Raw genomic sequence first — 21,881 nt, 5'->3', positions numbered from 1 at the left:
CTTTAAAGAAAGCGTAACAGCTCACTGGTCTAAATAAGGGTTCCTGCGGCGAAAATGTAACGGGGCTCAAGACGTGCACCGAAGCTTAGGGTGTGTAGTTTACTACACGCGGTAGCGGAGCGTTCCGTAGGCTGATGAAGCGATCTGGTAATGGGTCGTGGAGGTATCGGAAGTGCGAATGCTGACATGAGTAGCGATAAACAGGGTGAGATGCCCTGTCGCCGAAATCCCAAGGGTTCCTGCTTAAAGCTAATCTGAGCAGGGTAAGCCGGCCCCTAAGACGAGCCCGAAGGGGGTAGTCGATGGGAACCACGTTAATATTCGTGGGCCTGGAGGTGTGTGACGGATCTCGTAAATTGTCTGCTCTTATTGGATTGAGCAGGCTTTGAAGAGGTTCCAGGAAATAGCCCCTCCATTATAGACCGTACCCTAAACCGACACAGGTGGGATGGTAGAGTATACCAAGGCGCTTGAGAGAAGTCTCCTGAAGGAACTCGGCAAATTGCCTCCGTACCTTCGGAAGAAGGAGGCCCCACATCTGGGCAACCAGTTGTGGGGGGCACAGGCCAGGGGGTAGCGACTGTTTAGCAAAAACACAGGGCTCTGCTAAGTCGGCTTCAAGACGACGTATAGGGCCTGACGCCTGCCCGGTGCCTGAAGGTTAAGTGGAGTGGTGCAAGCTGCGAAATGAAGCCCAGGTAAACGGCGGCCGTAACTATAACGGTCCTAAGGTAGCGAAATTCCTTGTCGGGTAAGTTCCGACCTGCACGAATGGCGTAACGACTTCCCCACTGTCTCCAGGAGATGCTCAGCGAAATTGAATTCTCCGTGAAGATGCGGAGTACCCGCGGTTAGACGGAAAGACCCCGTGCACCTTTACTGCAGCTTCAGAGTGGCATTAGGAAAGAACTGTGTAGCATAGGTGGGAGGCTTTGAAGCATCGGCGCCAGCTGATGTGGAGCCATAGGTGAAATACCACCCTGTTGTTTTCTGATGTCTAACCTCGATCCATGAAACTGGATCAGGGACCCTCTGTGGCGGGTAGTTTGACTGGGGCGGTCGCCTCCTAAAGAGTAACGGAGGCGCGCGATGGTAGGCTCAGGACGGTTGGAAACCGTCTGCAAGAGTGCAATGGCATAAGCCTGCCTGACTGCGAGACTGACGAGTCGAGCAGAGACGAAAGTCGGTCATAGTGATCCGGTGGTCCCGAGTGGAAGGGCCATCGCTCAACGGATAAAAGGTACGCCGGGGATAACAGGCTGATGATTCCCAAGAGCTCATATCGACGGAATCGTTTGGCACCTCGATGTCGGCTCATCACATCCTGGGGCTGGAGCAGGTCCCAAGGGTTTGGCTGTTCGCCAATTAAAGTGGTACGTGAGCTGGGTTCAGAACGTCGTGAGACAGTTTGGTCCCTATCTGCCGTGGGCGTCGAAATTTGAGAGGAGTTGACCCTAGTACGAGAGGACCGGGTTGAACATACCTCTGGTGTACCTGTCGTGGCGCCAGCCGCGCAGCAGGGTAGCTATGTATGGACGGGATAACCGCTGAAAGCATCTAAGCGGGAAGCCTCCCTCAAGATAAGATTTCTTAGAGCCGTGGAAGACCACCACGTTGATAGATCGGATGTAGAAGCGCGGTAACGCGTGGAGCTAACCGATACTAATTGCTCTATTCGCACTTAAGAGTCCCGCCATCAACGACAAGCCTGACCGGTTTGTCCGCGAATGTCGGATGATTGATCAGACAATATTGCACGGACATCGATTGAAACCCTTTTTGACCCTACGCCGGCTTCATTGCTTGGTGACCATGGCGTCAGTGACCCACCCGATCCCATCTCGAACTCGGCCGTGAAACCTGACAGCGCCGATGGTACTACCGCTTAAGCGTTGGAAGAGTAGGACGTCGCCAGGCATTGTGGCCGACGTAAGGTTGAAAAAGAAACCCATTCACAAAGTTAGAGGCCGGCAGCGATGCCGGCCTTTTGCTGTTTTGCCGGTCCCCAGGGACTCGCAAGCTGGTTGACGCGGGATGGAGCAGCCCGGTAGCTCGTCAGGCTCATAACCTGAAGGTCGTAGGTTCAAATCCTACTCCCGCAACCATCAAAAAGCCCGCGCCCCTATGGGGCGCGGGCTTTTTGCGTCTGGAGCGGACGCTTTTTGCGCGTTTCGGCTATTCCGGCCTCAGGCAGCCCATTCGGCCGGGTCGGATTCCTCGCCGATCAGCGCGAGGCCGTGCGCGATCGAGGTGAGCTCGCCGCCGGTCGCAATGTGATTTTCGCCGAAACGGCGGTCGAACATCGCGCGGATCGCGGGGATCAGCGAGGATCCGCCGGTCAGGAAGACGCGGTCGATTGCCGCGGGCACGACGCCCGCGCGGGCAAGCGCCTGGTCCATCGCCGCCTCGATGCGGCGAAGATCGTCGGCGATCCATTGCTCGAAATCGGCGCGCCGCACGTCAGCCCCGATCTCGATCCCGCCGCCGGCGAAATGAAACTCGGCGTGATCGCTGCTGGAAAGCGCTCGCTTGAGCCTGCCCACGGCATCATAGAGCGGAAAGCCCTGCTCATGTTCGATCAGCGCGATCATGCGGCCGATCAGGTCGGGCCGTTCGGCATCGCGTTGCAGACGGCGGATTTCCTCGATCGTGCGGCGGTTGCGCATCATCGCGAGCCGCGACCAGTCGCCGAAATCGGCGAAATAGCCGCCGGGGATTTCGAGCAGCTTGTCGAACGAGCGATAACGGCTGCCCTTGCCGAGCAGCGGCAGCACCAGCCGGTCGACGATGCGGTAGTCGAAGCGGTCGCCCGCGATACCGATCCCCGACGAGGCGAGCGGCACGCAGCGCCGCGGGCTCCCGGGCTCGGCGACGCGGACGATCGAAAAGTCGGTGGTGCCGCCGCCGAAGTCGGCGACGAGGATTGTCGCGGGCTCGGTCAGGCGCGCGGCATAGCTGTGCGCGGCGCCGAGCGGTTCGTGGACATAATGGATTTCGGTGCCGAACGCCGCGAGCATCGCATCATAGCGCTGCCGCGCGAGTTCGGGATCGGGCCGCGCGCCGGCATATTCGACCGGGCGCCCGACGATGATGCGGCGCGGTCGCGCGTCGAGCGCGCCGCCGGCATGCGCGACGAGGCGCTGGAGGAACAGGCGCCCCATATCCTCGAAGCGGAACGGCTTGTTGAAGATCATCGCGCGCTCGAACAACGGGCTCGCGGCGACGCTTTTGAACGACTGGATGAACCGGCTGTCGAGCGGCGACTGAAGATATTCGTCGATCGCCCACGGTCCCGCCTCGTGCGCGATGCCGTTCCAGCCGCGTTCCTCTTCCCAGAAGCAGAGCGCCGAGCGGAACACCGCGTCGCCCGCGTCGCCGAACGCGACCAGCTCGGTGCCGCCCTGGCCATCGGCCAGCGCAACGACGCTGTTCGTCGTGCCGAAATCGAGGCCGAGCGCGCTCGCGGCCGCCTTGTCCATGACATGCTCCTGTAGCTGGGGATTCCCGGTTGGGGGCGGCGCCTATTGCACAGGAGGGCGGGGGGAGCAAGTTTCCGCGGGGGAGGTCAGTCGTCGGAGCTCCACGCGCGACAGAAGGTGTCGACCGCGGCGTCGACATCGTCCCGAAGGCGATCGAGGTCGCGGCTTTCGGGAAGGTTGAGCATCGCGAATTGATAGATGCCCGACTGGCAAAGGCCGGTGAATTGCTGCACCGCGCGCATCGGGTCGCCCATCCGAATCTCGCCGCGTACCATTTTTTCGCCCACCCAGACGGCGGCGCGCGCCTTGCCGCGACGCGGGCCGCGCTCGTAAAATGTCTCGGCGAGGTGCGGGAAACGCTCGGCTTCGCCGACGACGAGGCGAAAGAGCGACAGGATCGGCGTCGCGGTCAGCTTGGTCATCAGCAGATTGCCGAATACCCGCAAGACATCGGGCACCGGCTCGTCAAGCGGCAGGTCGATCGCGAGCGCGTCGCCATATTGCGCGACGATGTCGTCGACGACCGCGGCGAAAAGCTCCTCCTTCGACGGGAAATAGGTCCAGAGCGTCGTCTTCGATCCGCCGACTTTGCTCGCGATCGACGACATCGTCGTCCCGGCATAGCCATTCGCAAAGAACAGCTCGCGCGCGGCATCGACAAACGCCTTGCGGCGTATCGCCGCGGCGTCGTCGAGGGCAGGCGTACTATCTGGTATCATTTCGATTGACAACGCTTCCTCCGAAGTTCATCTGCGCATGATACCAGCTAGTATCGTTGGAAGCCATGCCCCGGACAATTTTTCTCTCCACCGCTGTTTTCGGCCTGCTCGCGGGCTGCGCGAGCGTTCCCGACCTCGGACCAAAACCCGTTCCGGCGGCCGCCGAGTCGCTGGAATCGCACGCGACATTCGCCCGCGCTGAGGGTACGTGGCCCGCCGAAGGCTGGTGGCAGGGCTTGGGCGATGTCCAACTCGATACGCTGATCGCAGAGGGTTTGAAGGGCTCGCCCGACGTTGCGATCGCCGCCGCGCGTGTCCGCGCGGCCGAGGCGATGGCGCAGCAGGCGGGTGCTGCCCTTCTGCCGCGGATCGGCGCCGAGGCGAGCGCGGGCGGCGTCCAGCAAAGCCAGAACATGGGCATCCCGCCTGGCTTCGTGCCCGACGGCATTCAGGACACCGGTCATATCGCCGCGACCTTCAGCTTCGACCTCGACCTGTGGGGCCGTAACCGTGCGGCGCTCGCCGCCGCGACGTCGGAGGCCGAGGCGGCGCGCGTCGACGCGGCGCAGGCGCGGCTGATGCTCACCACCGGGATCGCCGCCGCTTATGTCGATCTGGCGGGCTATTATCGGGCGCTCGACGTCGCCAACGATGCGGTGCGCGTCCGCACCGCGAGCGCCGACCTGTCGGGCGAACGCGCGCGGGCGGGGATCGAAAATCAGGCGAGCCAGCGACAGGCCGAAAGCCGCGCCGCCTCGGCACGCGCCGATGTCGTCGCGCTCGAAGAAGCGATTGCGACGACGCGCAACCGGATCGCCGCGCTGATCGGCGCCGGTCCCGATCGCGGCCTGTCGATCGCGCGCCCCCAGATGGCGCGCCCGTCGCTCGGACTGCCGGGCAATGCGGGGATCGGCCTGATCGGGCGGCGCCCCGATATCGTCGCGGCGCGGCTGCGGTCCGAAGCCGCCGCCAAGCGCATCGATGTCGCGCGCGCCGATTTCTATCCGAATATCAGCCTGTCGGCGCTCGTCGGGCTCCAGTCGCGCGGCCTCTCCAACCTGTTCAAATCGGGGTCCGAATATGGCAATGGCGGCGCCGCAATCAGCCTGCCGATCTTCGAAGGCGGGCGCCTTCAGGGACGCTATCGCGGATCGCGCGCTGACTATGACGTGGCGGTCGCGACCTATGATCGCACATTGATCGGCGCGCTGCGCGATGTTGCCGACATCGTCGCGAGCCGCGTCGCAACCGAACGCCAGCTTGTCGGGCGGCGCGAGGCGCTGGCCGCCGCCGCCGAAGCCTCGAAACTCGCCGGACTTCGTTACCGCGCCGGCCTCTCGAACCAGATCGTCCAGCTCACCGCCGAGGACAGCATGGTGGCATTGAGCCGCGCGGTCGCCGACCTCGAAGCGCGCCAGCTCTCGCTCGACATCGCCCTGATCCGCGCGCTTGGCGGCGGATATCGGGCCGCTAATTCAACAGGAGACGAATGATGGCCGACGAAACGGCTGCAGCCGCAACCCCCGCTCCCGAGACTCCCGAAGCCGCCCCCGAAGCCAATGGCGCCAAGCGGAAGAAGCTCTTGCGCATCCTCGCGATCGTCGTCGTGACGGTCGCGATCCTGTGGGGCCTCTGGTATTTTCTGACGCAGGCCGGACGCGTTCATACCGATAACGCCTATGTCGGTGCCGACTCGGCGCAGGTGACCGCGCTCGTCTCGGGACCCGTCAAGGAAGTCCGCGTCAGCGGCACGCAGGCTGTGAAGAAGGGCGACATCCTCGTCATCCTCGACGACGCCGACCAGCGCATCGCGGTTGCCGATGCCGAAGCGGCGCTGCGCCTCGCGCGCCAGCGCTATGGACAGGCCGACGCGACCGCCGATGCGGCGCGCGCGCGCGTCGCGGCGCGCGGCGCCGATATCGCGCAGGCCCGCGCGCGGCTGCGCGACGCCAATGCGACGGTCGAGCGCGCACGCGCCGAACTCGCGCGGCGCGAAAGCATTGCCGGCACCGGCGCCGTGTCGGGCGAAGAGCTGACTTCGGCGCGCGCGGCGCTCGCTTCGGCTTCGGCGGCGCGCGATCTCGCTGCGGCGGGCANNCGACGCGCGGATCGGCGAGCGGCGACTTGGGCGCCGCCGAGGCCGTGGTGCGCGGGACGACGATCGACACCGCGCCCGACGTCGCGGCCGCCGAAGCGCGGCTTGAAAAGGCGCGTCTCGACCTCGCGCGCACCGTGCTCCGCGCACCCGTCGACGGCATCGTCACCAACCGGCAAGTGCAGGTGGGGCAGCGGATCGCCGCGGGCGCGCCGATCATGGTGCTCGTGCCGATCGCGACCGCCTATGTCGACGCCAATTTCAAGGAAAGCCAGTTTGAGGATATCCGCATCGGCCAGCCGGTCGAACTGGTGTCGGACTATTATGGCGGCGACGTCGTCTATCGCGGTAAGGTGATCGGCATCGCCGGCGGCACCGGCGCGGCCTTCTCTCTGATCCCGGCGCAGAATGCCACGGGCAATTGGGTAAAGGTCGTCCAGCGCCTGCCGGTGCGCATCGCGCTCGATCCGAAGCAGCTGAAAGAGCATCCGCTGCGCGTCGGGCTGTCGATGGAAGCCACGATCGATACGCGCGGTCGCTGACAAATGGCCAGCGCCGCCCTCCCTGCATCCGCCATCCCCGCCGAACCGCAGCCGCTGACCGGCGCGCGGCTGATCGTCGCCGCCTTCGCGCTGGCGCTCGCCAATTTCGTCGTGGTGCTCGACACCACGATCGCCAATGTGTCGGTGCCGCATATCGCGGGCGGGCTCGCGGTGTCGCCGACACAAGGGACGTGGGTCATCACCAGCTATGCGGTCGCCGACGCGATCAGCGTGCCGCTCACCGGCTGGCTCGCGATGCGTTTCGGCACCGTGCGCTGGTTCATGATCTCGATCATCGGCTTCGGCATCTTCTCTTTCCTCTGCGGCGTTTCGCGCACGCTCGATGCGCTCGTGCTCTTCCGCGTGCTGCAGGGGCTCGCCGGCGGCCCGCTGATGCCGCTGTCGCAGATATTGCTGCTGCGCATCTTCCCCAAGGAAAAGGCCGGGATCGGCCTTGCGATCTGGGCGATGACGACGACCACCGCGCCGATCCTCGGCCCGATCCTCGGCGGCACGATCAGCGACAACTGGACGTGGCCGTGGATCTTCTTCATCAATCTGCCCGTCGTCGCGATCTGCGCGTTCGGCGTCTTCACCCTGCTGACGCCGTTCGAGACCAAGCGCGCCAAGGCGCGGATCGACGTAATCGGCCTGATCCTGCTCGTCGTGTCGGTCGGCGCGTTCCAGATCATGCTCGACACCGGACGCGAGCATGACTGGTTCGGATCGACGTGGATCGTCGGGCTCGCGGTCGTCTCTGCGATCAGCTTCGCCGCGTTCGTGATCTGGGAACTCACCGACGCCAATCCGGTCGTGAACCTGCGCATCTTCCGCTTCCGCGGCTTCACCTTCGCGACGATGGCGATTTCATTGGGCTTCGGCGCCTTCTTTGCGCAGGTCGTGCTGACGCCGCTGTGGCTCCAGCAGGTCGCGGGTTATACCGCGACGCAGACGGGGTTCATCGTCGCGTGGCTCGGGGTGTTCGCCGTCCTCCTGTCTCCCGTCGCGGCAGGGCTGATGACCAAGGTCGACGTGCGCATCACCATCTCGGGCGGCATCCTCTGGATGGCGGTGATGTCGGTGCTGCGCGCGAGCTGGAACGCCGATGTCGGCTATTGGACGCTCGCGCTGCCGCATATCCTGCAGGGGATCGGCATGCCCTTCTTCTTCGTCGGGCTCACCGCGCTCGCCTTGAGTTCGGTGCCCGCGCAGCATCAGACATCGGCCGCCGGGTTGATGAGTTTCCTGCGCACGCTGTGCGGGGCGATCGGCACCGCGGTCGCGACGACCGCGTGGGACGATGCCAGCCGGACGTCGCGGTCCGAACTCGTGTCGTCGCTCAACAATCCCGAAGCGACGATGACCTCGCTGCAGAATGCCGGCTTCACGCTCGAACAGGCGCGCGCCGCGATCGAGCGGCTGGTCGAGGTGCAGGCCTCGACACTCGGCGTGCTGCACCTGTTCCTCGCGTCGGGCGTCGTGTTCGTGCTTGCCGCTATATCGGTGTGGTTCGCGCCGCGGCCGAAACAGATTTCGATGGGCGGCGGGCACTAGAGCGTTTTCAAGTCAGGCGGGATCGCCTGACGGCTCGGAAAACGCGGCAAAACAAGACGCCGCTATTTGGCGAAGAGTTGATCCAAGTCCGCGAAAGCCTTGAACTCGAGCGCGTTGCCCGCGGGGTCGTAAAAGAACATCGTCGACTGCTCGCCGGGCTGGCCGGGAAAGCGCGTGTGCGGTTCGATTACGAATGTCATGCCCGCGGCCTTCAGCCGGTCGGCGAGCGCCTGCCATTCGGCGGGCGGCAGCACGACGCCGAAGTGCGGCACCGGCACCGCATGGCCGTCGACCGGATTATGCGCGGCCGATGCGCGCGGCGTATCGACGCGGTGCGCGACGATCTGATGCCCATAGAGGTTGAAGTCGATCCAGTCGGGATCGCTGCGCCCCTCGGGGCAGCCGAGGATAGTGCCATAGAAATGGCGCGCGGCGTCCAGATCGTCGACGGGAAAGGCGATGTGAAAGGGGGCGAGGCCGGTCATGCTCCCCATTTGCCGCACCGACGCACGGAAAGCCAGTCCGGGACTTGGGTTGTGCGCCGCAACATGCTAGGCGCGCGCCCATGCTGACGATCAACGGAATCACTGTACGCCTTGGCGGGCGCGCCATCCTCGAACGTGCCACCGCGAGCCTGCCGGCCAGAAGCCGCGTCGGGCTGATCGGGCGCAACGGCGCGGGCAAATCGACGCTGATGAAGGTGATGATCGGCCAGCTTGAAGCCGACGAGGGCAGCATCGACATGCCGCGCAAGACGCGCGTCGGCTATATCGCGCAGGAAGCGCCGAACGGCACCGCGACGCCGTTCGACACCGTGCTCGCCGCCGACACCGAACGCGCCGAATTGCTCACGGCATCGGAGACCGAACAGGACCCCGACAAGCTCGGCGATATCCACGAACGGCTGATCGCGATCGACGCCTATACCGCACCGGCGCGCGCCGCGCGCATCCTGATCGGGCTCGGCTTCGACGAGGAGATGCAGGGGCAGCCGCTCGACAGCTTTTCGGGCGGGTGGAAGATGCGCGTCGCGCTCGCGGCGCTGCTGTTCTCCGAACCCGATCTGCTGCTGCTCGACGAACCGTCGAACCACCTCGACCTCGAAGCGACGCTGTGGCTCGAAAACTTCCTGCGTGCCTATCCGGGGCAGCTTGTCGTGATCAGCCACGAGCGCGACCTGCTCAACAATGTCGTCGACAATATCCTCCACCTCGAAGGCGGCAAGGTCACGCTCTACACCGGCGGCTATGACTCGTTCGAACGTCAACGCGCCGAACGTGCGGCGCAACTCGCCGCGGCCAAGGCATCGCAGGACGCCCAGCGCGCCAAGCTCCAGGATTATGTCGCGCGCAACAGCGCCCGCGCCTCGACCGCGAAACAGGCGCAGTCGCGCGCCAAGATGCTCGCGCGGATGCAGCCGATCGCCGCGCTCGCCGAGGATCAGACGCTCGCGTTCGATTTCCCGAGCCCCGACGAGCTCAAGCCGCCGCTGATTACGCTCGACCTTGCCAGCGTCGGCTATGCTGACCGGCCGGTGCTCCAGCGGCTCAACCTGCGCATCGATCCCGACGACCGGATCGCGCTGCTCGGCCGCAACGGCAATGGCAAGACGACGCTCGCGCGCCTGCTCGCGGCGCAGCTGGCGCCGATGGCGGGCGCGATGGCGGCATCGGGCAAGATGCGCGTCGGCTATTTCACCCAATATCAGGTCGAGGAACTCGACGGCAGCGACACCCCGCTCGCGCATATGACGCGCGTGATGGAAGGCAAGACGCAGGGCGCGGTGCGCGCGCAGCTCGGCCGCTTCGGCTTTTCGGGCAACAAGGCGGTGACGCAGGTCGCGAAGCTGTCGGGCGGCGAACGCGCGCGGCTGGCGCTGGCGCTGATTACCCGCGACGCACCGCATTTGCTGATCCTCGACGAACCAACCAATCACCTCGACGTCGACGCGCGCGAGGCGCTCGTACAGGCGCTGAACGGTTTCGACGGCGCGGTGGTGCTGGTCAGTCACGACCGCCACATGCTCGAACTCACCGCCGACCGGCTCGTGCTCGTCGATGACGGCACCGCGCGCGAATATGACGGCAGCATGGACGATTATGTCGACATGATCCTCGGCAAGGGTCCGCAGAAGGACCGCGTGTCGAAAGCCGACAAGAAGGAAGACCGCAAGGCTGCGGCCGCCGCGCGCGAAGCGGCGGCGAAGATCAAGAAGGACGTCAGCGACGCCGAGGCCGATCTCGCCAAATATGAGGTCGTGCTCTCGGCCATCGACCGCGCGATGTTCGATCCGCAGGGTGCTGCGAGCGAATATAAGGGACTGACGATGAGTGAATTGTCGCAGCGGCGCGGCAAGATCGTCGCTGCGCAGGAAGCCGCCGAGGCGCGCTGGGTGACGGCGAGCGAAGCGCTGGAGGCGTTTGAGAGCGCGGCCGCCTAGGTTATCTGTTCCTACTTCGTCACCCCGGACTTGATCCGGGGTCCAGACACCCAAAGCTGCCATGGATGCCGGATCCGTCCGGCATGGCGAATTGTTGTGGGCTCACCTGCATTGACTCCGCCACCCCAATCCATCATAATAGTTTCAATTGAAACTAGATGGGAATGCGACATGGCCGACCTTTTCGATAATCCGCTGGGCCTCGACGGCTTTGAATTCGTCGAATTTTCGGCGCCCGAAAAGGGCATTCTCGAACCCGTGTTCGAGGCGATGGGCTTCACGCTGATCGCGCGCCACCGTTCGAAGGACGTCCAGTTGTGGCGCCAGGGCGGCATCAATTTGATCGCCAATTACGAACCCAAATCGCCCGCGGCTTATTTCGCCGCCGAGCACGGCCCGTCGGCGTGCGGGATGGGCTGGCGCGTCCGCGATGCGGCGAAGGCGTACAGCGAAGCCGTCGCGCGCGGCGCCGAGCCGGTCGAGGTCAACCCCGGCCCGATGGAACTGCGCCTGCCCGCGATCCGCGGCATCGGCGGCTCGATCATCTATCTGATCGATCGCTATGGCGACGACCTCAGCATCTACGACATCGATTTCGTCTATGAAGAGGGCGTCGATCGCCACCCGGTGGGCGCGGGCATGCAGCTGATCGATCATCTGACGCACAATGTCTATGGCGGCCGCATGGCGCATTGGGCGGCATTCTACGAACGTATCGCGGGTTTCCGCGAGATTCGCTATTTCGACATCAAGGGCGAATATACCGGCCTGACCTCGAAGGCGATGACCGCCCCCGACGGCAAGATCCGCATCCCGCTCAATGAAGAGGGTGCGGGCGGCGGCGGCCAGATCGAGGAATATCTGCGCGCCTATAATGGCGAGGGTATCCAGCATATCGCGTTCAGCTGCGACGATCTCTACGCCGCGTGGGACAAGCTCAAGGCGCTCGGCAACCCCTTCGCCCCCGCGCCGCCGGCGACCTATTACGAGATGCTCGCCGACCGCCTGCCGGGCCATGGCGAGCCCGTCGAGGCGCTGCAATCGCGCGGCATCCTGCTCGACGGGTCGACGACCGAGGGCGACCCGCGCCTGCTGCTCCAGATTTTCGGCCAGACCGTGATCGGCCCCGTCTTCTTCGAATTCATCCAGCGCAAGAAGGATGAAGGCTTCGGCGAGGGCAATTTCACCGCGCTGTTCAAATCGATGGAAATGGACCAGATTCGCCGCGGTGCGCTGACCGTCGAGGAGCCTGCCGAATGACGAGCCCGATCAAACTCGGCGGCGTCCACCACGCCGCCTATCGCTGCAGGGATGCGAAGGAAACGGTCGATTGGTACGAGGCCATGCTCGGCATGACCTACACGACCGCCTTTGCCGAGGATCATGTGCCGTCGACCGGCGAATATGACCCGTACATGCACGTCTTCCTCGACGCGGGGAACGGCAACATCCTCGCCTTCTTCGAGCTGCCCAACCAGCCCGACATGGGCCGCGACGAGAATACGCCCAAATGGGTCCAGCATCTCGCGTTCAAGGTCGGCAGCTATGACGAGCTGGTCGCCGCGAAGGCGCATCTGACCGCGAACGGCGTCGACGTGCTCGGCCCGACGCACCACGGCATCTTCAAGTCGATCTATTTCTTCGACCCCAACGGCCACCGCGTCGAGCTGGCCTGCGACATCGGCACCGATGAGCAATATGCCGAGCTGAAACGCGTCGCACCGCTGATGCTCGAGGAATGGAGCCAGACCAAGAAGGCCCCGCGCCACGCCGACTGGCTGCACCAGGCGGCGAACGAGTAGGCATCGCGCATCCTTCTATCGTCATCCCGGACTTGATCCGGGATCCACCGCAGCGTTTGAAGTCGTGTGGACCCCGGATCAAGTCCGGGGTGACGAGAAACAGGGGGCTTTGTCCGCCCCTTCGTTGAACTATTTCCGGTCCAGCCCGATGCTCTCCAGCGTCGCGCCGCTGCACTTGTCGGCTTCCTTGCTCTCGCCGTCGCCCGACAGCGCGCCGATCGCGAGGAAACCCGCGACCACGGCGACGAGGAACGCGCCGGTCACCCAGATCAGATATTTGTCGATGAACGCCTTGATCGGCGCCCCGAACATTCGGAACAATATGCCGACGAGCATGAAGGAAAAGGCGCGGCTGGCGAGGCTCGCCCACAGGAAAGTCCAGAAACTCATGTGGATGAAGCCGGCGGTGATCGTCAGCAGCTTGAACGGGATCGGCGTCGCGCCCTTGATCAGGATGATCTCGGCGCCGAACTCGCGCAGGTAACAGGCGGCCGACGGGAAGGCGTCGGTGAGCCCGAGCGCGCCAAGCAGCGCGAGCCCGACGCTTTCATAGAGAAAAAAGCCGATCAAATAGCCGAGCATGCCGCCCGCGACCGACGCGAGCGTACAGATGATCGCGTAGCGAACCGCTTTTTTCGGGTTCGCAAGGCACATCAGCCCGAGCATCGGGTGCGGCGGGACCGGGAAAAAACTCGCCTCGACGAAGGAGACCAGCGCCAGCCAATATTCGGCGTGCGGATGCGCGGATTTCTCCATGGTCCAGTTATAAAGCCTCTGGATCATGGACTTGTTACGCGGTGTGGCGGTCATGCTGGTCCTTGCGGTGGCGACGTCGGCCCTCCTATGCCGCTCGCGCCGTGCGAAGTCGAGCCGAAGCCTGGCATGCCGTGACCGAAAAACGCCGGAACCGTCGGGGAACGGTTCCGGCGTTGCTCCCACCAGAGACGGGAGCAAGGGACCTCGTAGCGTCCGCGCTATCGGCGAAGGGTCACCGCCGCGAGATCATGATCGCGCTGGCCAGCGTCATCGGCGTGCCGGTCCGTTGGGCGGCAATGATCTCCTTGCCGGCTTCGCGGCCTCTCGAAAGCGCGCTCCGGAAGCAATGGCCGGTGGCCATTTCCCGCACGGTCGATTCGAATTCGGGCCGGACGTCACATACCGATCGCGCCGCGGCGCGCAGGCGGCTGTCGAGCCGCGCCCAGCCGGCATCGGTGTCGAGATTGAGGTCGGCATAGCTGACTTTGACCACCTCGATTTCACCTGCCGGTGCAGTCGCTACGATGGGCTGAGAAAATGCGGGTGCTGCGCCGAGCAGCAACAGGGGCAGAGCCATGAAGATACGCATCGAGTTACTCCCTTTCACCATGTCCCAGCCGAACGGCAGGCTGCGGATGCGACGGGAGTAGCGGGCGCGCATGTCGGCGGCCGTGAGAAGAGCGTCAATCCGGTATTAAAAATACGTCAAAATCCAGAATGTTGAAATTTACCGTTCGTCTGCCCGTCAAAAGAATGTTATTCCGTCTTCGGGAAAAACATACGGCCGCAATCCCTCGACCAAGGAGGTCGCGCCGTGAATTCTGCATTCGCAAAAAACGAGCGGCATATCGCCGCCGTGCCGCCGGTATTGCGGCTCCTTGGTGACTTCGCCGTCGAGCCGCCCGCCCTGTCCCCCACCAGTCGCAAGGCCCGCGCCCTTCTTGCCCGGCTCGTGCTTGCCGACGCGCCGCTTGCGCGCGACCGGCTGAGCGCGCTTCTCTGGAGCCGCCGCCCCGATGCACAGGCGCATGCCAGCCTCAGGCAATGTCTCGTCGAACTGAAGCCCTGGACGCGCGCATTGCCGCCGCTGCTGCACGCCGATCGCGAAACCGTCGCCATCGACCGCACACAAGTCATCGACGATATTTCGCTGCTTCACGCCGCGTGCGCGGTGGACGATGTCGCCGTGGTCCTGAACCGGCTGCCCGCGCACGATGTCGGGTTGCTGGCCGATCTCGACGGTATCGACGAAGCATGGGACGACTGGCTCGCGGTCGAGCGCACGCGTCAGGGCGAAGCGATCGTCCGCGAAGTGCTCGCGGTGGCGGAAAGGCGGCTGCAGGCGGGCGATGTCGAGGGGGCCCTCGCGGTGGCGGATAAGGTGACGCGCTTCGATCCGTGCAGCGAACATGCCGCGCGGCTGGTGATGAGCGCGCGCTGGGAAGCGGGCGACGGCGATGGCGTGCGCCACGCCTGGCAGCGGATCGAAGACGCGCTCGCACGCGGAATCGACGGCAAACCCTCGGTCGAAACCGCCGAACTATATCGACGCCTGGCGGCCCGGCCCTGTCCCCCTGACCTTCACCCGGTCGCCCACCCGGTCGCCCGCCCGGTCGCAGCGCCCGCGATGGCAGCCAATCCAACCGCCAGCCTGTCGCCGCGGCGCGCGCTGTTCCTCGGCATGGCCGCGCTGGCGCTCGCGCTGACGGGCGCGGATGCCCCGCGGTCGCGATCCGCGGTCGCTGCATTCGATACGCCGGTGGTCCGCGTCGAACCGATCGAGCAGCGCGGCAATGATCCGGTCGAGGACCGTTTTGCCGATGCGCTGGCCGGCGATTTCGCGCGCTTTGCCAAGGCGTCGGGGGGCGCGGTCCGGGTGCTCGACGGAAAGGTGGCGGGACGCGCGGGCGATTTCATCGTCCGCATCGCGATCGAGCGCGACGGCAGTCAGTTCGTCAGCGAGTCGCGGATTGTCGACAGTTTGAACGGATCGATCCTGTGGTCCAGCCGTTTCGCGGCGCCCGTCGACGACCTCAGCCGGCTGCGCGAACGGACCGCGCTCGCAGTTGCCGGACTGGTCAACTGCGCGCTGACGCTGAACGGCCGGAAAGACCTGTTGGCGGCCGATGCGGATCGACGATCGCTGATCTTTGCGGTCTGCGACGCGGACACGGCTTTCGACGGACCCCGCGCAATCCGGTTGATGGAGGAGCTGGTTCAGCGCTGGCCGGGGGATGCCGACACGCTGGGATTGCTGGCGCAGGTCCGCATCAAGCATCTCTCGCACGAGATGGATCCCGCCAAATGGAACGTGGGGCGCGCAAAAGCGATCGATGCGGCGCGCCGGGCGCTTGCGATCGATCCCGACAATGTCCCCGCGCTGACCGCGCTGTCGCAGACGGGCGGTAGCGAATTGTTCATGGTCGAGGCCCTGCCTCTTGTTGACCGCGCGCTTGCGATCGATCCCGAATATCCGGCCGCATTGATGACGAATGCGGTGGGACTGTTCCAGGCCGGCTATGTTCAAGCCGGTGTCGGCCCGGCGCAGCGCGCCGCGCGCGCGGACCCGACGTCGATCTACAAGGCATTGGGGGTGGTCCGGCGTTATGGGGCGGCCGGGAAGATGCAGGATGCGATGAAGCAGTTCGCCGAAGTGGAGGCAATCTGGCCGGGGCATCCCGATCTTGCCGAACATCGCCGCCGTCTCGCGGTCGAACGCGGCCGGGACGCGGCGGCCGAAGTCTATCGCGGCGCAACGGCCGGGGAGCAGCGTGAATTCGATATGCTGCTCCTCCATCAATTTGCCGACCCTTCGATCGGATCGCGCGAGGTCGACGCCGCCGCCGAAGCCGAATTCGCGCGCTACCCTTCGTCGGCCTATGCACTGGCTGCGCATTTTGCGCGGCTCGGCGACCAGCCGAAGGCGCTTTCGTGGCTCGCGCGCGCGCCGATACGCAAAACCGACGGCCAATGGTCGCTTCTCTATTGGCCATCGGTCGCTCCGCTCCGGCGCGATCCGCAGTTTTTTGCCAAGCTGGCGCGGATCGGGCTGGTCGATTTCTGGCGGCGCCAGGGGCGCTGGCCCGACTTCTGCAACGAGCCCGGACTGCGTTACGATTGCAAAAGCGAAGCCGAGCGGCTGGTGCGCCTCGGCCGCGCCGTCAGTGGCGGAAGTGGCGCATCCCGGTAAACACCATCGCGAGGCCGGCCTCGTTCGCCGCCGCGATCACTTCGTCGTCGCGGATCGAGCCGCCCGGCTGGATCACGCAGGTCGCGCCCGCCTCGACCGCGGCGAGCAGGCCGTCGGCGAAGGGGAAGAAGGCGTCGCTCGCGACCGCGCTGCCGACGGTGCGGGCTTCGGCCCAACCATGCGATTCAGCGGCTTCGCGCGCCTTCACCGCGGCGATGCGCGCGCTGTCGCGGCGGTTCATCTGCCCTGCGCCAATGCCCGCGGTCGAGCCGCCCTTGGCATAGACGATCGCATTCGACTTCACATGTTTGGCGATCGTCCACGCGAACAGCGCGTCGGCGAGTTCTTCGTCGGTCGGCGCGCGGTCGGTGACGACTTTCAAGTCGGCGCGGGTGATGCGGCCATTGTCGCGGCTCTGCGCGAGCCAGCCGCCGGCGATCGTCTTGAGCATCAGTCCGCCGCGCGCCGGATCGGGCAGTTCGCCGGTCAGCAGCAGGCGGAGGTTCTTCTTTTTCGCGAACACCGCGCGCGCGTCGGCGTCGGCGTCGGGGGCGCAGACGACTTCGGTAAAGATGCCGCTGATCGCTTCGGCGGTCGCGCCGTCGAGCGGCCGGTTCACCGCGATGATGCCGCCGAACGCCGAGACATCGTCGCACTTCAGCGCCGCGTCATAGGCTTCGGCGATCGTCGCGGCGGTCGCGACGCCGCACGGGTTCGCGTGCTTGACGATGACGCAGGTCGGGTCGGCCTCGCGGAATTCGGCGACGAGTTCGAGCGCGGCGTCGGCGTCGTTGATATTATTGTAGCTGAGTTCCTTGCCCTGCACCTGTTCGGCCTGCGCGATGCCGCGCGCGGCGGGGCCGGCGGGCAGATAGAGTGCGGCCTTCTGGTGCGGGTTTTCGCCATAGCGGAGTTCGGCCGACAGCTTCGCGGTGAGCGGCAGCGTGTCGGGGAAGAATTTGCCCTGGTCGGCGAAGGCGAACCATTGCGCGATCATGCTGTCATAGGTCGCGGTGTGCGCGAAGGCGGTCGCGGCGAGGCGCTTGCGCAAGCCGAGGGTGGTGGCGCCGTTGTTGGCGTCCATCTCTTCGATGACTGCGGCATAATCTTCAGGCTCGGTGACGATGCCGACGAAGGCGTGATTTTTTGCCGACGAGCGCACCATCGCGGGGCCGCCGATGTCGATATTCTCGATGATCGTGTCGCGGTCGGCGCCGCTCATCACGGTCTGAAGGAAGGGGTAGAGGTTGACGACGACGAGGTCGATCGCGCCGATGCCATGTTCCTCCATCGACGCGACATGCGCCGCGTCGTCGCGCACCGCGAGGATGCCGCCGTGGACGGTCGGGTGCAGCGTCTTGACGCGGCCGTCCATCATCTCGGGAAAGCCGGTGAGGTCGGAGACGTCGAGGACATTGTGCCCCGCTTCGCGCAATGCCTTCGCGGTGCCGCCGGTCGATACGAGTTCGACGCCGTGACGGACAAGCGCGGCGGCAAGATCGGCGAGCCCCGCCTTGTCGCTGACGGACAGGAGGGCGCGGCGGACGGGAATCAGGTCGGTCATGGGGGAGGGCCTCGGCTGGCGATGGGATGACGCGGCCCCCCTAGGCGCGTCGTCCCTTAAGAGCAAGTACACGTCGCCCCCGCGAAGGCGGGGGCCGCTGGCAGCCTTGTGCAAGGCCGATGGCGGCCCCCGCCTTCGCGGGGGCGACGATTATCTTACAGCCCCAGCGCGGTCGCAATCTGGTCCCAGCGCACCAGTTTGAAATTCTGCGCCTTCGGGGCGTTGTCGCCGTCTTGCGCGAGGAAGATGCCGTCGGGGTAGGCCGGACCGAAATTCCCCGCGACCGCCTCGATCCCGTCGGTCTCGCTCGTCGCGCCGAACGCGCCCGCAGCCACGGCAAAGCGGCCGACATATTCTATCCCGGGCAGGCGGAAGACCGCATAGGCGTTATCGCCCTGGCTCGACACGAGCAGGTAGCGCTGGCCCTTGTGATCGATCGTCGCGAGCCCTTCGACGTCGGCGACGAGGCGCTGGTTGTCGACCGGCGCGACCATGCGCGCGGTGGCCGTCTTGCCATTGGGCTTCAACTCCCACACGCCGGCGTCTTCCTCACCGACATAAAGCGTATCGCCGTCGAAGACGCAGCCTTCGGACTGGGTCGGGATCTTATATTCCCATTCGGTCGTGAAGTTCGGCGTGCCGTCGACCGCCAGCGTGCCGACGCGCACCGTGCCATCCTTGATGATCAGCGCCGCGGTGAGCGGTGCGCCGGGCGCGGTCTTCTTGAGGCACAGGCCATAGGCTTCGCCGGTGCCCGCCGCGGCGCGGCCGAGCGCGACGATCGCCGGCTTGTCGGCGTCGAGGCGGAACACCGCGAGATGGGCGTTCACCCCGTCGTTGCGGTCGCTCGCGACGATGATGTTGCCCGCGACGTCGACATTGTTGACGAGACCCGCCTGCGTGAAGGCGATGTCCTTGCCGGTCAGGTCATAGACATGCAGCCCGGCCTTCTTGTCGGTTGCGACGATCAGTGCGCGGTTCGGATTGGCGGGATCGACCCAGATTGCCGGATCGTCGGCGGCGTCGGCCTTGCCTGTGCCGACGGGCGCAGTTTCGCCGCTCGCGGTCACCTGTACCGGGGGCAGGCCAGTGATGACGGGCGCGCTCGCGGCGCAACCGCCGAGCGCCGATGCAAAAGCCAGCGAAGTCAGCAGCTTTCCTTTGCCGATGGTGGCCATGATGATTCCCCCGTTCCCGATTGCGCAAAAAATGCGGCTCGCGCGCCCCGTCCCAGCAAAGTTGGGCGGCGTCAATATGACAATATTTCCGTCACTTAACTGTCATCGACACGTCACACGGCTCGCCGCAAACTGTCACACGCCCCCCCTAGAGGCCCGGCAACCACAAAGGGGGGTCTGTTACCATGATTCGAACTTTCAGCCTGCATTCCGCCGCCGCGCTCGCGCTTGCCACGGCTCTCCTCTCCGCTCCGGCGACGGCGCAGGATGCCCCGATCCCGGCCGAAGACCGCGGCGATGGCACGATCACCACGTCGCAGGACATCGTCGTCCTCGGCAGCGTCGGTTATCGGGGGCGCAGCGACGAGGCCGAACCCGTGCTGTCGTATGACAGCGAATTCTTCCAGCGCTTCGAACCGCTGACCGCGGGTGACGCGCTGAAGCGCGTGCCGTCGGTGACTTTCCTGTCGGACGTCATCGAAAGCGATGGCGCGCGCCTCCGCGGCCTGCCGCCGGGTTATACGCAAATCCTGATCAACGGCGAAAAGGTGCCGGGGTCGAATGCCGATCGCAGCTTCTTCCTCGATCGTATCCCCGCCGAGCTGATCGACCGCGTCGAAATCGTTCGTTCGTCTTCGGCGCGCCGCACCGGCGACGCGATCGCGGGCACGCTCAATATCAAGCTGCGCGACGGTTATGAGCTCGACGGCGGCTATTTGCGCGCGGGCGGCCTCTATTATGACGACAAGGAACTCGAACCGAGCGTCGGCGGCGTGTTCGGCGGCGCGCTCGGGCCTGGCCGCTTCCTGATCGGGGGCAATTTCCAGGGCCGCCACAACCCGAAAAAGAAATATTCGCTGCGCTACAGCGACTCGCCCGAGAATAACCCCGACTTCGCGACCGACGATTTCGAAAATCGCGAGGACCAGCGCGACACCCGCGACGGCAAGGATTATTCGTTCAACGCGACCTATGACATCAAAGGCGACACGACCGATTTCTCGGTCAACGGCTTCTATGTCCACACCGATCGTACCGAGGATGAGCGCAGCTTCGAATATAATCATCCGACGAACGTCAACGGTCCGATCCGTGCGACACCGCCGGGCAATCTGACCGTCGACAACGCCAATGTCGCCAAGATCAATCAGGATAATTACAGCGTCAACGGCAAGCTCGCGCACCGCTGGTCGGCGGGCGAGACCAGCCTGAAGATCGGCTATGCCTATTTCGACGAAGACCGGTTCGAAACCGAATATGAGGTCGAGTTCGATCGCGCGCTGCCGCGCTTCACCGGCGATCAGACGCGCAGCGCCATCACCGACAAGGAATTTTCGGTGCGGCTCGAGCATGAGGTCGACCTCGGCGAAACCGCCAAGCTGGTGTTCGGCGGCCTGTGGCAGGACAAGGATCGTGACTCCTCGATCACGGAGGCGCCGCGTGACCGGTTCAATCTGACCGCCGCAAACCGCCAGGGCTATGATCAGTTCACGCGCAACCCGACCGAGTTCGTCCGCACCTTCGGCGCCTTCGTGCCCGCGCTCGGCGGAATCAATACAATCCAGGAAAAGCGCCTCGACGGCTTCGTGCTGGTCGAGGGCGACATGCCCGGGGTAAAGTGGGAAGCCGGTGTCCGTTATGAAACGACCGATCTCACGATCGACGATTTCACCGTGCCTGCCGCGCTGCAGCGCACGACGAACAATTATGAGAAGCTGCTCCCTTCGGCGTCGATCAAGGTCGACGTCGGCGCGCGCGGCCGCATCACTGCCTCGACGGCGCGTACCAGCCGCCGCCCCGAGTTCAACTATCTCTCGCCGGTGACTTTGACGGAGGAGCTCGGCGACAACAGCCTCGTCGGCAATCCGCTGCTCGACCCCGAAACCTCCTGGGGCTTTGATCTTGGCTATGAACAGCGTGTTGGCCGCTCGGGTATCGTGGGGGTCAACCTCTTCTACCGCAAGGTCAACGACCTGATCGAGCTAGCCAACATCGGCGCAATTCCGGGCAGCTCGACCACTTTCCTTTACCAGCCGCAGAATATCGGCGACGGCAAGGTCTGGGGCGTCGAATTCGACCTGTCGAGCGACCTTGGTTTTATCGGGCTGCCCGACACCGGCGTCTTCGGCAACGTGTCGTGGCTCGACAGCAAGATCGACGACGAATTCGGCGAGCGCCGCTTCAACGGTCAGAGCAAATATGTCTATAATTTCGGCGTGATCCAGGACATTCCCTCGGTCGGCGCGGCGTTCGGTGCGACCTATCGCAAGCAGGGCGGAGCGTTCGGCCGCACGGTCGGCGAGGAAGTCTTCACCAGCTATGGCGCCGACCTGGAAGTCTTCGTCGAAAAGCGCTTCGGCAAGAGCTTCACGATCCGCGCGGTGGGGTCGAACCTGCTCAACGGTGCGAAGCGCGAGACGTTCAACAAATTTGCGGAGACCGGTGACCAGATCACCCGCGATTTCGACGAATATGAAGTCGAAAGCGAAAAGGCGGGTCCCGTCTTCCAGCTGATGGCGCGTTACGCCTTTTAACGCGCTGGGTTGCGGCGGCGGGCAGTCC

General features: G+C 64.8%; 14 protein-coding genes, 1 tRNA gene, 2 rRNA genes and 1 pseudogene (1 of these 18 running past the window's edge). 11 read left to right on the top strand and 7 right to left on the bottom strand.

Translation table 11 applies throughout. The features are described from left to right. The 3 genes from ACTJI5_RS08895 to ACTJI5_RS08885 all read left to right on the top strand — a co-directional run. Positions 1 to 1,685: ribosomal RNA gene (locus ACTJI5_RS08895) — 23S ribosomal RNA — on the top strand; it begins 1,108 nt to the left of the window's first position. Between the two features lie 117 nt (positions 1,686 to 1,802). Next, positions 1,803 to 1,917 (top strand): 5S ribosomal RNA (rrf, locus tag ACTJI5_RS08890). Positions 1,918 to 2,028: 111 nt separating this feature from the next. Then, a tRNA-Met gene (locus ACTJI5_RS08885) sits at positions 2,029 to 2,105 on the top strand. Between the two features lie 81 nt (positions 2,106 to 2,186). Here the strand turns inward: ACTJI5_RS08885 and ACTJI5_RS08880 are convergent. Beyond that, positions 2,187 to 3,479, bottom strand: a complete 1,293-nt coding sequence (locus ACTJI5_RS08880; RefSeq protein WP_440860038.1) for an Hsp70 family protein — start codon at positions 3,477 to 3,479, stop codon at positions 2,187 to 2,189. Between the two features lie 86 nt (positions 3,480 to 3,565). Then, positions 3,566 to 4,198 (bottom strand): TetR/AcrR family transcriptional regulator, encoded by a 633-nt coding sequence (locus ACTJI5_RS08875; RefSeq protein ID WP_231732677.1) that lies wholly within the window; start codon positions 4,196 to 4,198, stop codon positions 3,566 to 3,568. A 65-nt stretch (positions 4,199 to 4,263) separates the two neighbouring features. Here ACTJI5_RS08875 and ACTJI5_RS08870 point away from each other — a divergent pair, with 65 nt between their 5' ends. From ACTJI5_RS08870 to ACTJI5_RS08860, 3 genes and pseudogenes are all read left to right on the top strand, one after another. Next, positions 4,264 to 5,691, top strand: coding sequence for an efflux transporter outer membrane subunit (locus ACTJI5_RS08870; protein ID WP_440860037.1), 1,428 nt, complete (start codon positions 4,264 to 4,266; stop codon positions 5,689 to 5,691). Further along, positions 5,688 to 6,835, top strand: a pseudogene (locus ACTJI5_RS08865) (HlyD family secretion protein). The gene ACTJI5_RS08870 and the pseudogene ACTJI5_RS08865 overlap by 4 nt, the downstream one beginning before the upstream one ends. Positions 6,836 to 6,838: 3 nt before the next feature. Next, the gene (locus ACTJI5_RS08860; protein ID WP_440860036.1) at positions 6,839 to 8,389 is read left to right on the top strand and encodes a DHA2 family efflux MFS transporter permease subunit; all 1,551 of its coding nucleotides are present in this window, start codon (positions 6,839 to 6,841) and stop codon (positions 8,387 to 8,389) included. 62 nt (positions 8,390 to 8,451) lie between these two features. Here the strand turns inward: ACTJI5_RS08860 and ACTJI5_RS08855 are convergent, their stop codons facing one another. Then, the gene (locus ACTJI5_RS08855; protein WP_440860035.1) at positions 8,452 to 8,874 is read right to left on the bottom strand and encodes a VOC family protein; all 423 of its coding nucleotides are present in this window, start codon (positions 8,872 to 8,874) and stop codon (positions 8,452 to 8,454) included. A gap of 80 nt (positions 8,875 to 8,954) precedes the next feature. Here ACTJI5_RS08855 and ACTJI5_RS08850 point away from each other — a divergent pair, with 80 nt between their 5' ends. From ACTJI5_RS08850 to ACTJI5_RS08840, 3 genes are all read left to right on the top strand, one after another. Then, complete coding sequence (locus tag ACTJI5_RS08850) at positions 8,955 to 10,829, top strand: ABC-F family ATP-binding cassette domain-containing protein (RefSeq protein ID WP_440860034.1); 1,875 nt, start codon at positions 8,955 to 8,957, stop codon at positions 10,827 to 10,829. 171 nt (positions 10,830 to 11,000) lie between these two features. Beyond that, entirely contained in the window at positions 11,001 to 12,089 is a 1,089-nt protein-coding gene (hppD, locus tag ACTJI5_RS08845; RefSeq protein ID WP_440860033.1) for a 4-hydroxyphenylpyruvate dioxygenase, read from the top strand. Then, positions 12,086 to 12,631 carry a VOC family protein gene (locus ACTJI5_RS08840; protein ID WP_440860032.1) on the top strand — a complete coding sequence of 182 codons (546 nt, stop codon included), beginning with the start codon at positions 12,086 to 12,088 and terminating at the stop codon, positions 12,629 to 12,631. Before hppD ends, ACTJI5_RS08840 begins: the two co-directional genes overlap by 4 nt. A gap of 129 nt (positions 12,632 to 12,760) precedes the next feature. Here the strand turns inward: ACTJI5_RS08840 and ACTJI5_RS08835 are convergent, their stop codons facing one another. Both ACTJI5_RS08835 and ACTJI5_RS08830 read right to left on the bottom strand, forming a co-directional pair. Beyond that, entirely contained in the window at positions 12,761 to 13,414 is a 654-nt protein-coding gene (locus ACTJI5_RS08835) for a YqaA family protein (RefSeq protein WP_439513558.1), read from the bottom strand. A gap of 205 nt (positions 13,415 to 13,619) precedes the next feature. Continuing rightward, positions 13,620 to 14,048 carry a UrcA family protein gene (locus tag ACTJI5_RS08830; protein WP_082639605.1) on the bottom strand — a complete coding sequence of 143 codons (429 nt, stop codon included), beginning with the start codon at positions 14,046 to 14,048 and terminating at the stop codon, positions 13,620 to 13,622. A gap of 153 nt (positions 14,049 to 14,201) precedes the next feature. Between ACTJI5_RS08830 and ACTJI5_RS08825 the strand changes: the two genes are divergently transcribed. Continuing rightward, positions 14,202 to 16,577, top strand: a complete 2,376-nt coding sequence (locus ACTJI5_RS08825) for a BTAD domain-containing putative transcriptional regulator (RefSeq protein ID WP_440860031.1) — start codon at positions 14,202 to 14,204, stop codon at positions 16,575 to 16,577. Here ACTJI5_RS08825 and purH read toward each other — a convergent pair. Both purH and ACTJI5_RS08815 read right to left on the bottom strand, forming a co-directional pair. Then, entirely contained in the window at positions 16,549 to 18,141 is a 1,593-nt protein-coding gene (gene purH / locus ACTJI5_RS08820) for a bifunctional phosphoribosylaminoimidazolecarboxamide formyltransferase/IMP cyclohydrolase (RefSeq protein WP_440860030.1), read from the bottom strand. The two genes, ACTJI5_RS08825 and purH, sit on opposite strands and share 29 nt — an antisense overlap. A 155-nt stretch (positions 18,142 to 18,296) precedes the next feature. Continuing rightward, on the bottom strand, positions 18,297 to 19,319 hold the full coding sequence (locus tag ACTJI5_RS08815; protein WP_440860029.1) for a phytase: 1,023 nt from the start codon (positions 19,317 to 19,319) through the stop codon (positions 18,297 to 18,299). Between the two features lie 185 nt (positions 19,320 to 19,504). Between ACTJI5_RS08815 and ACTJI5_RS08810 the strand changes: the two genes are divergently transcribed. Beyond that, a complete protein-coding gene (locus ACTJI5_RS08810; protein ID WP_440860028.1) occupies positions 19,505 to 21,853 on the top strand; it encodes a TonB-dependent receptor plug domain-containing protein in 2,349 nt (782 codons plus the stop codon). Positions 21,854 to 21,881: the final 28 nt, after the last annotated feature.

The organism is Sphingopyxis sp. 22461 (assembly GCF_052044915.1).
Classification (GTDB): Bacteria; Pseudomonadota; Alphaproteobacteria; order Sphingomonadales; family Sphingomonadaceae; genus Sphingopyxis.
The sequence above is the reverse complement of the archived record's forward strand: the minus strand, read 5'-3'. Positions and strand labels throughout refer to the sequence as shown.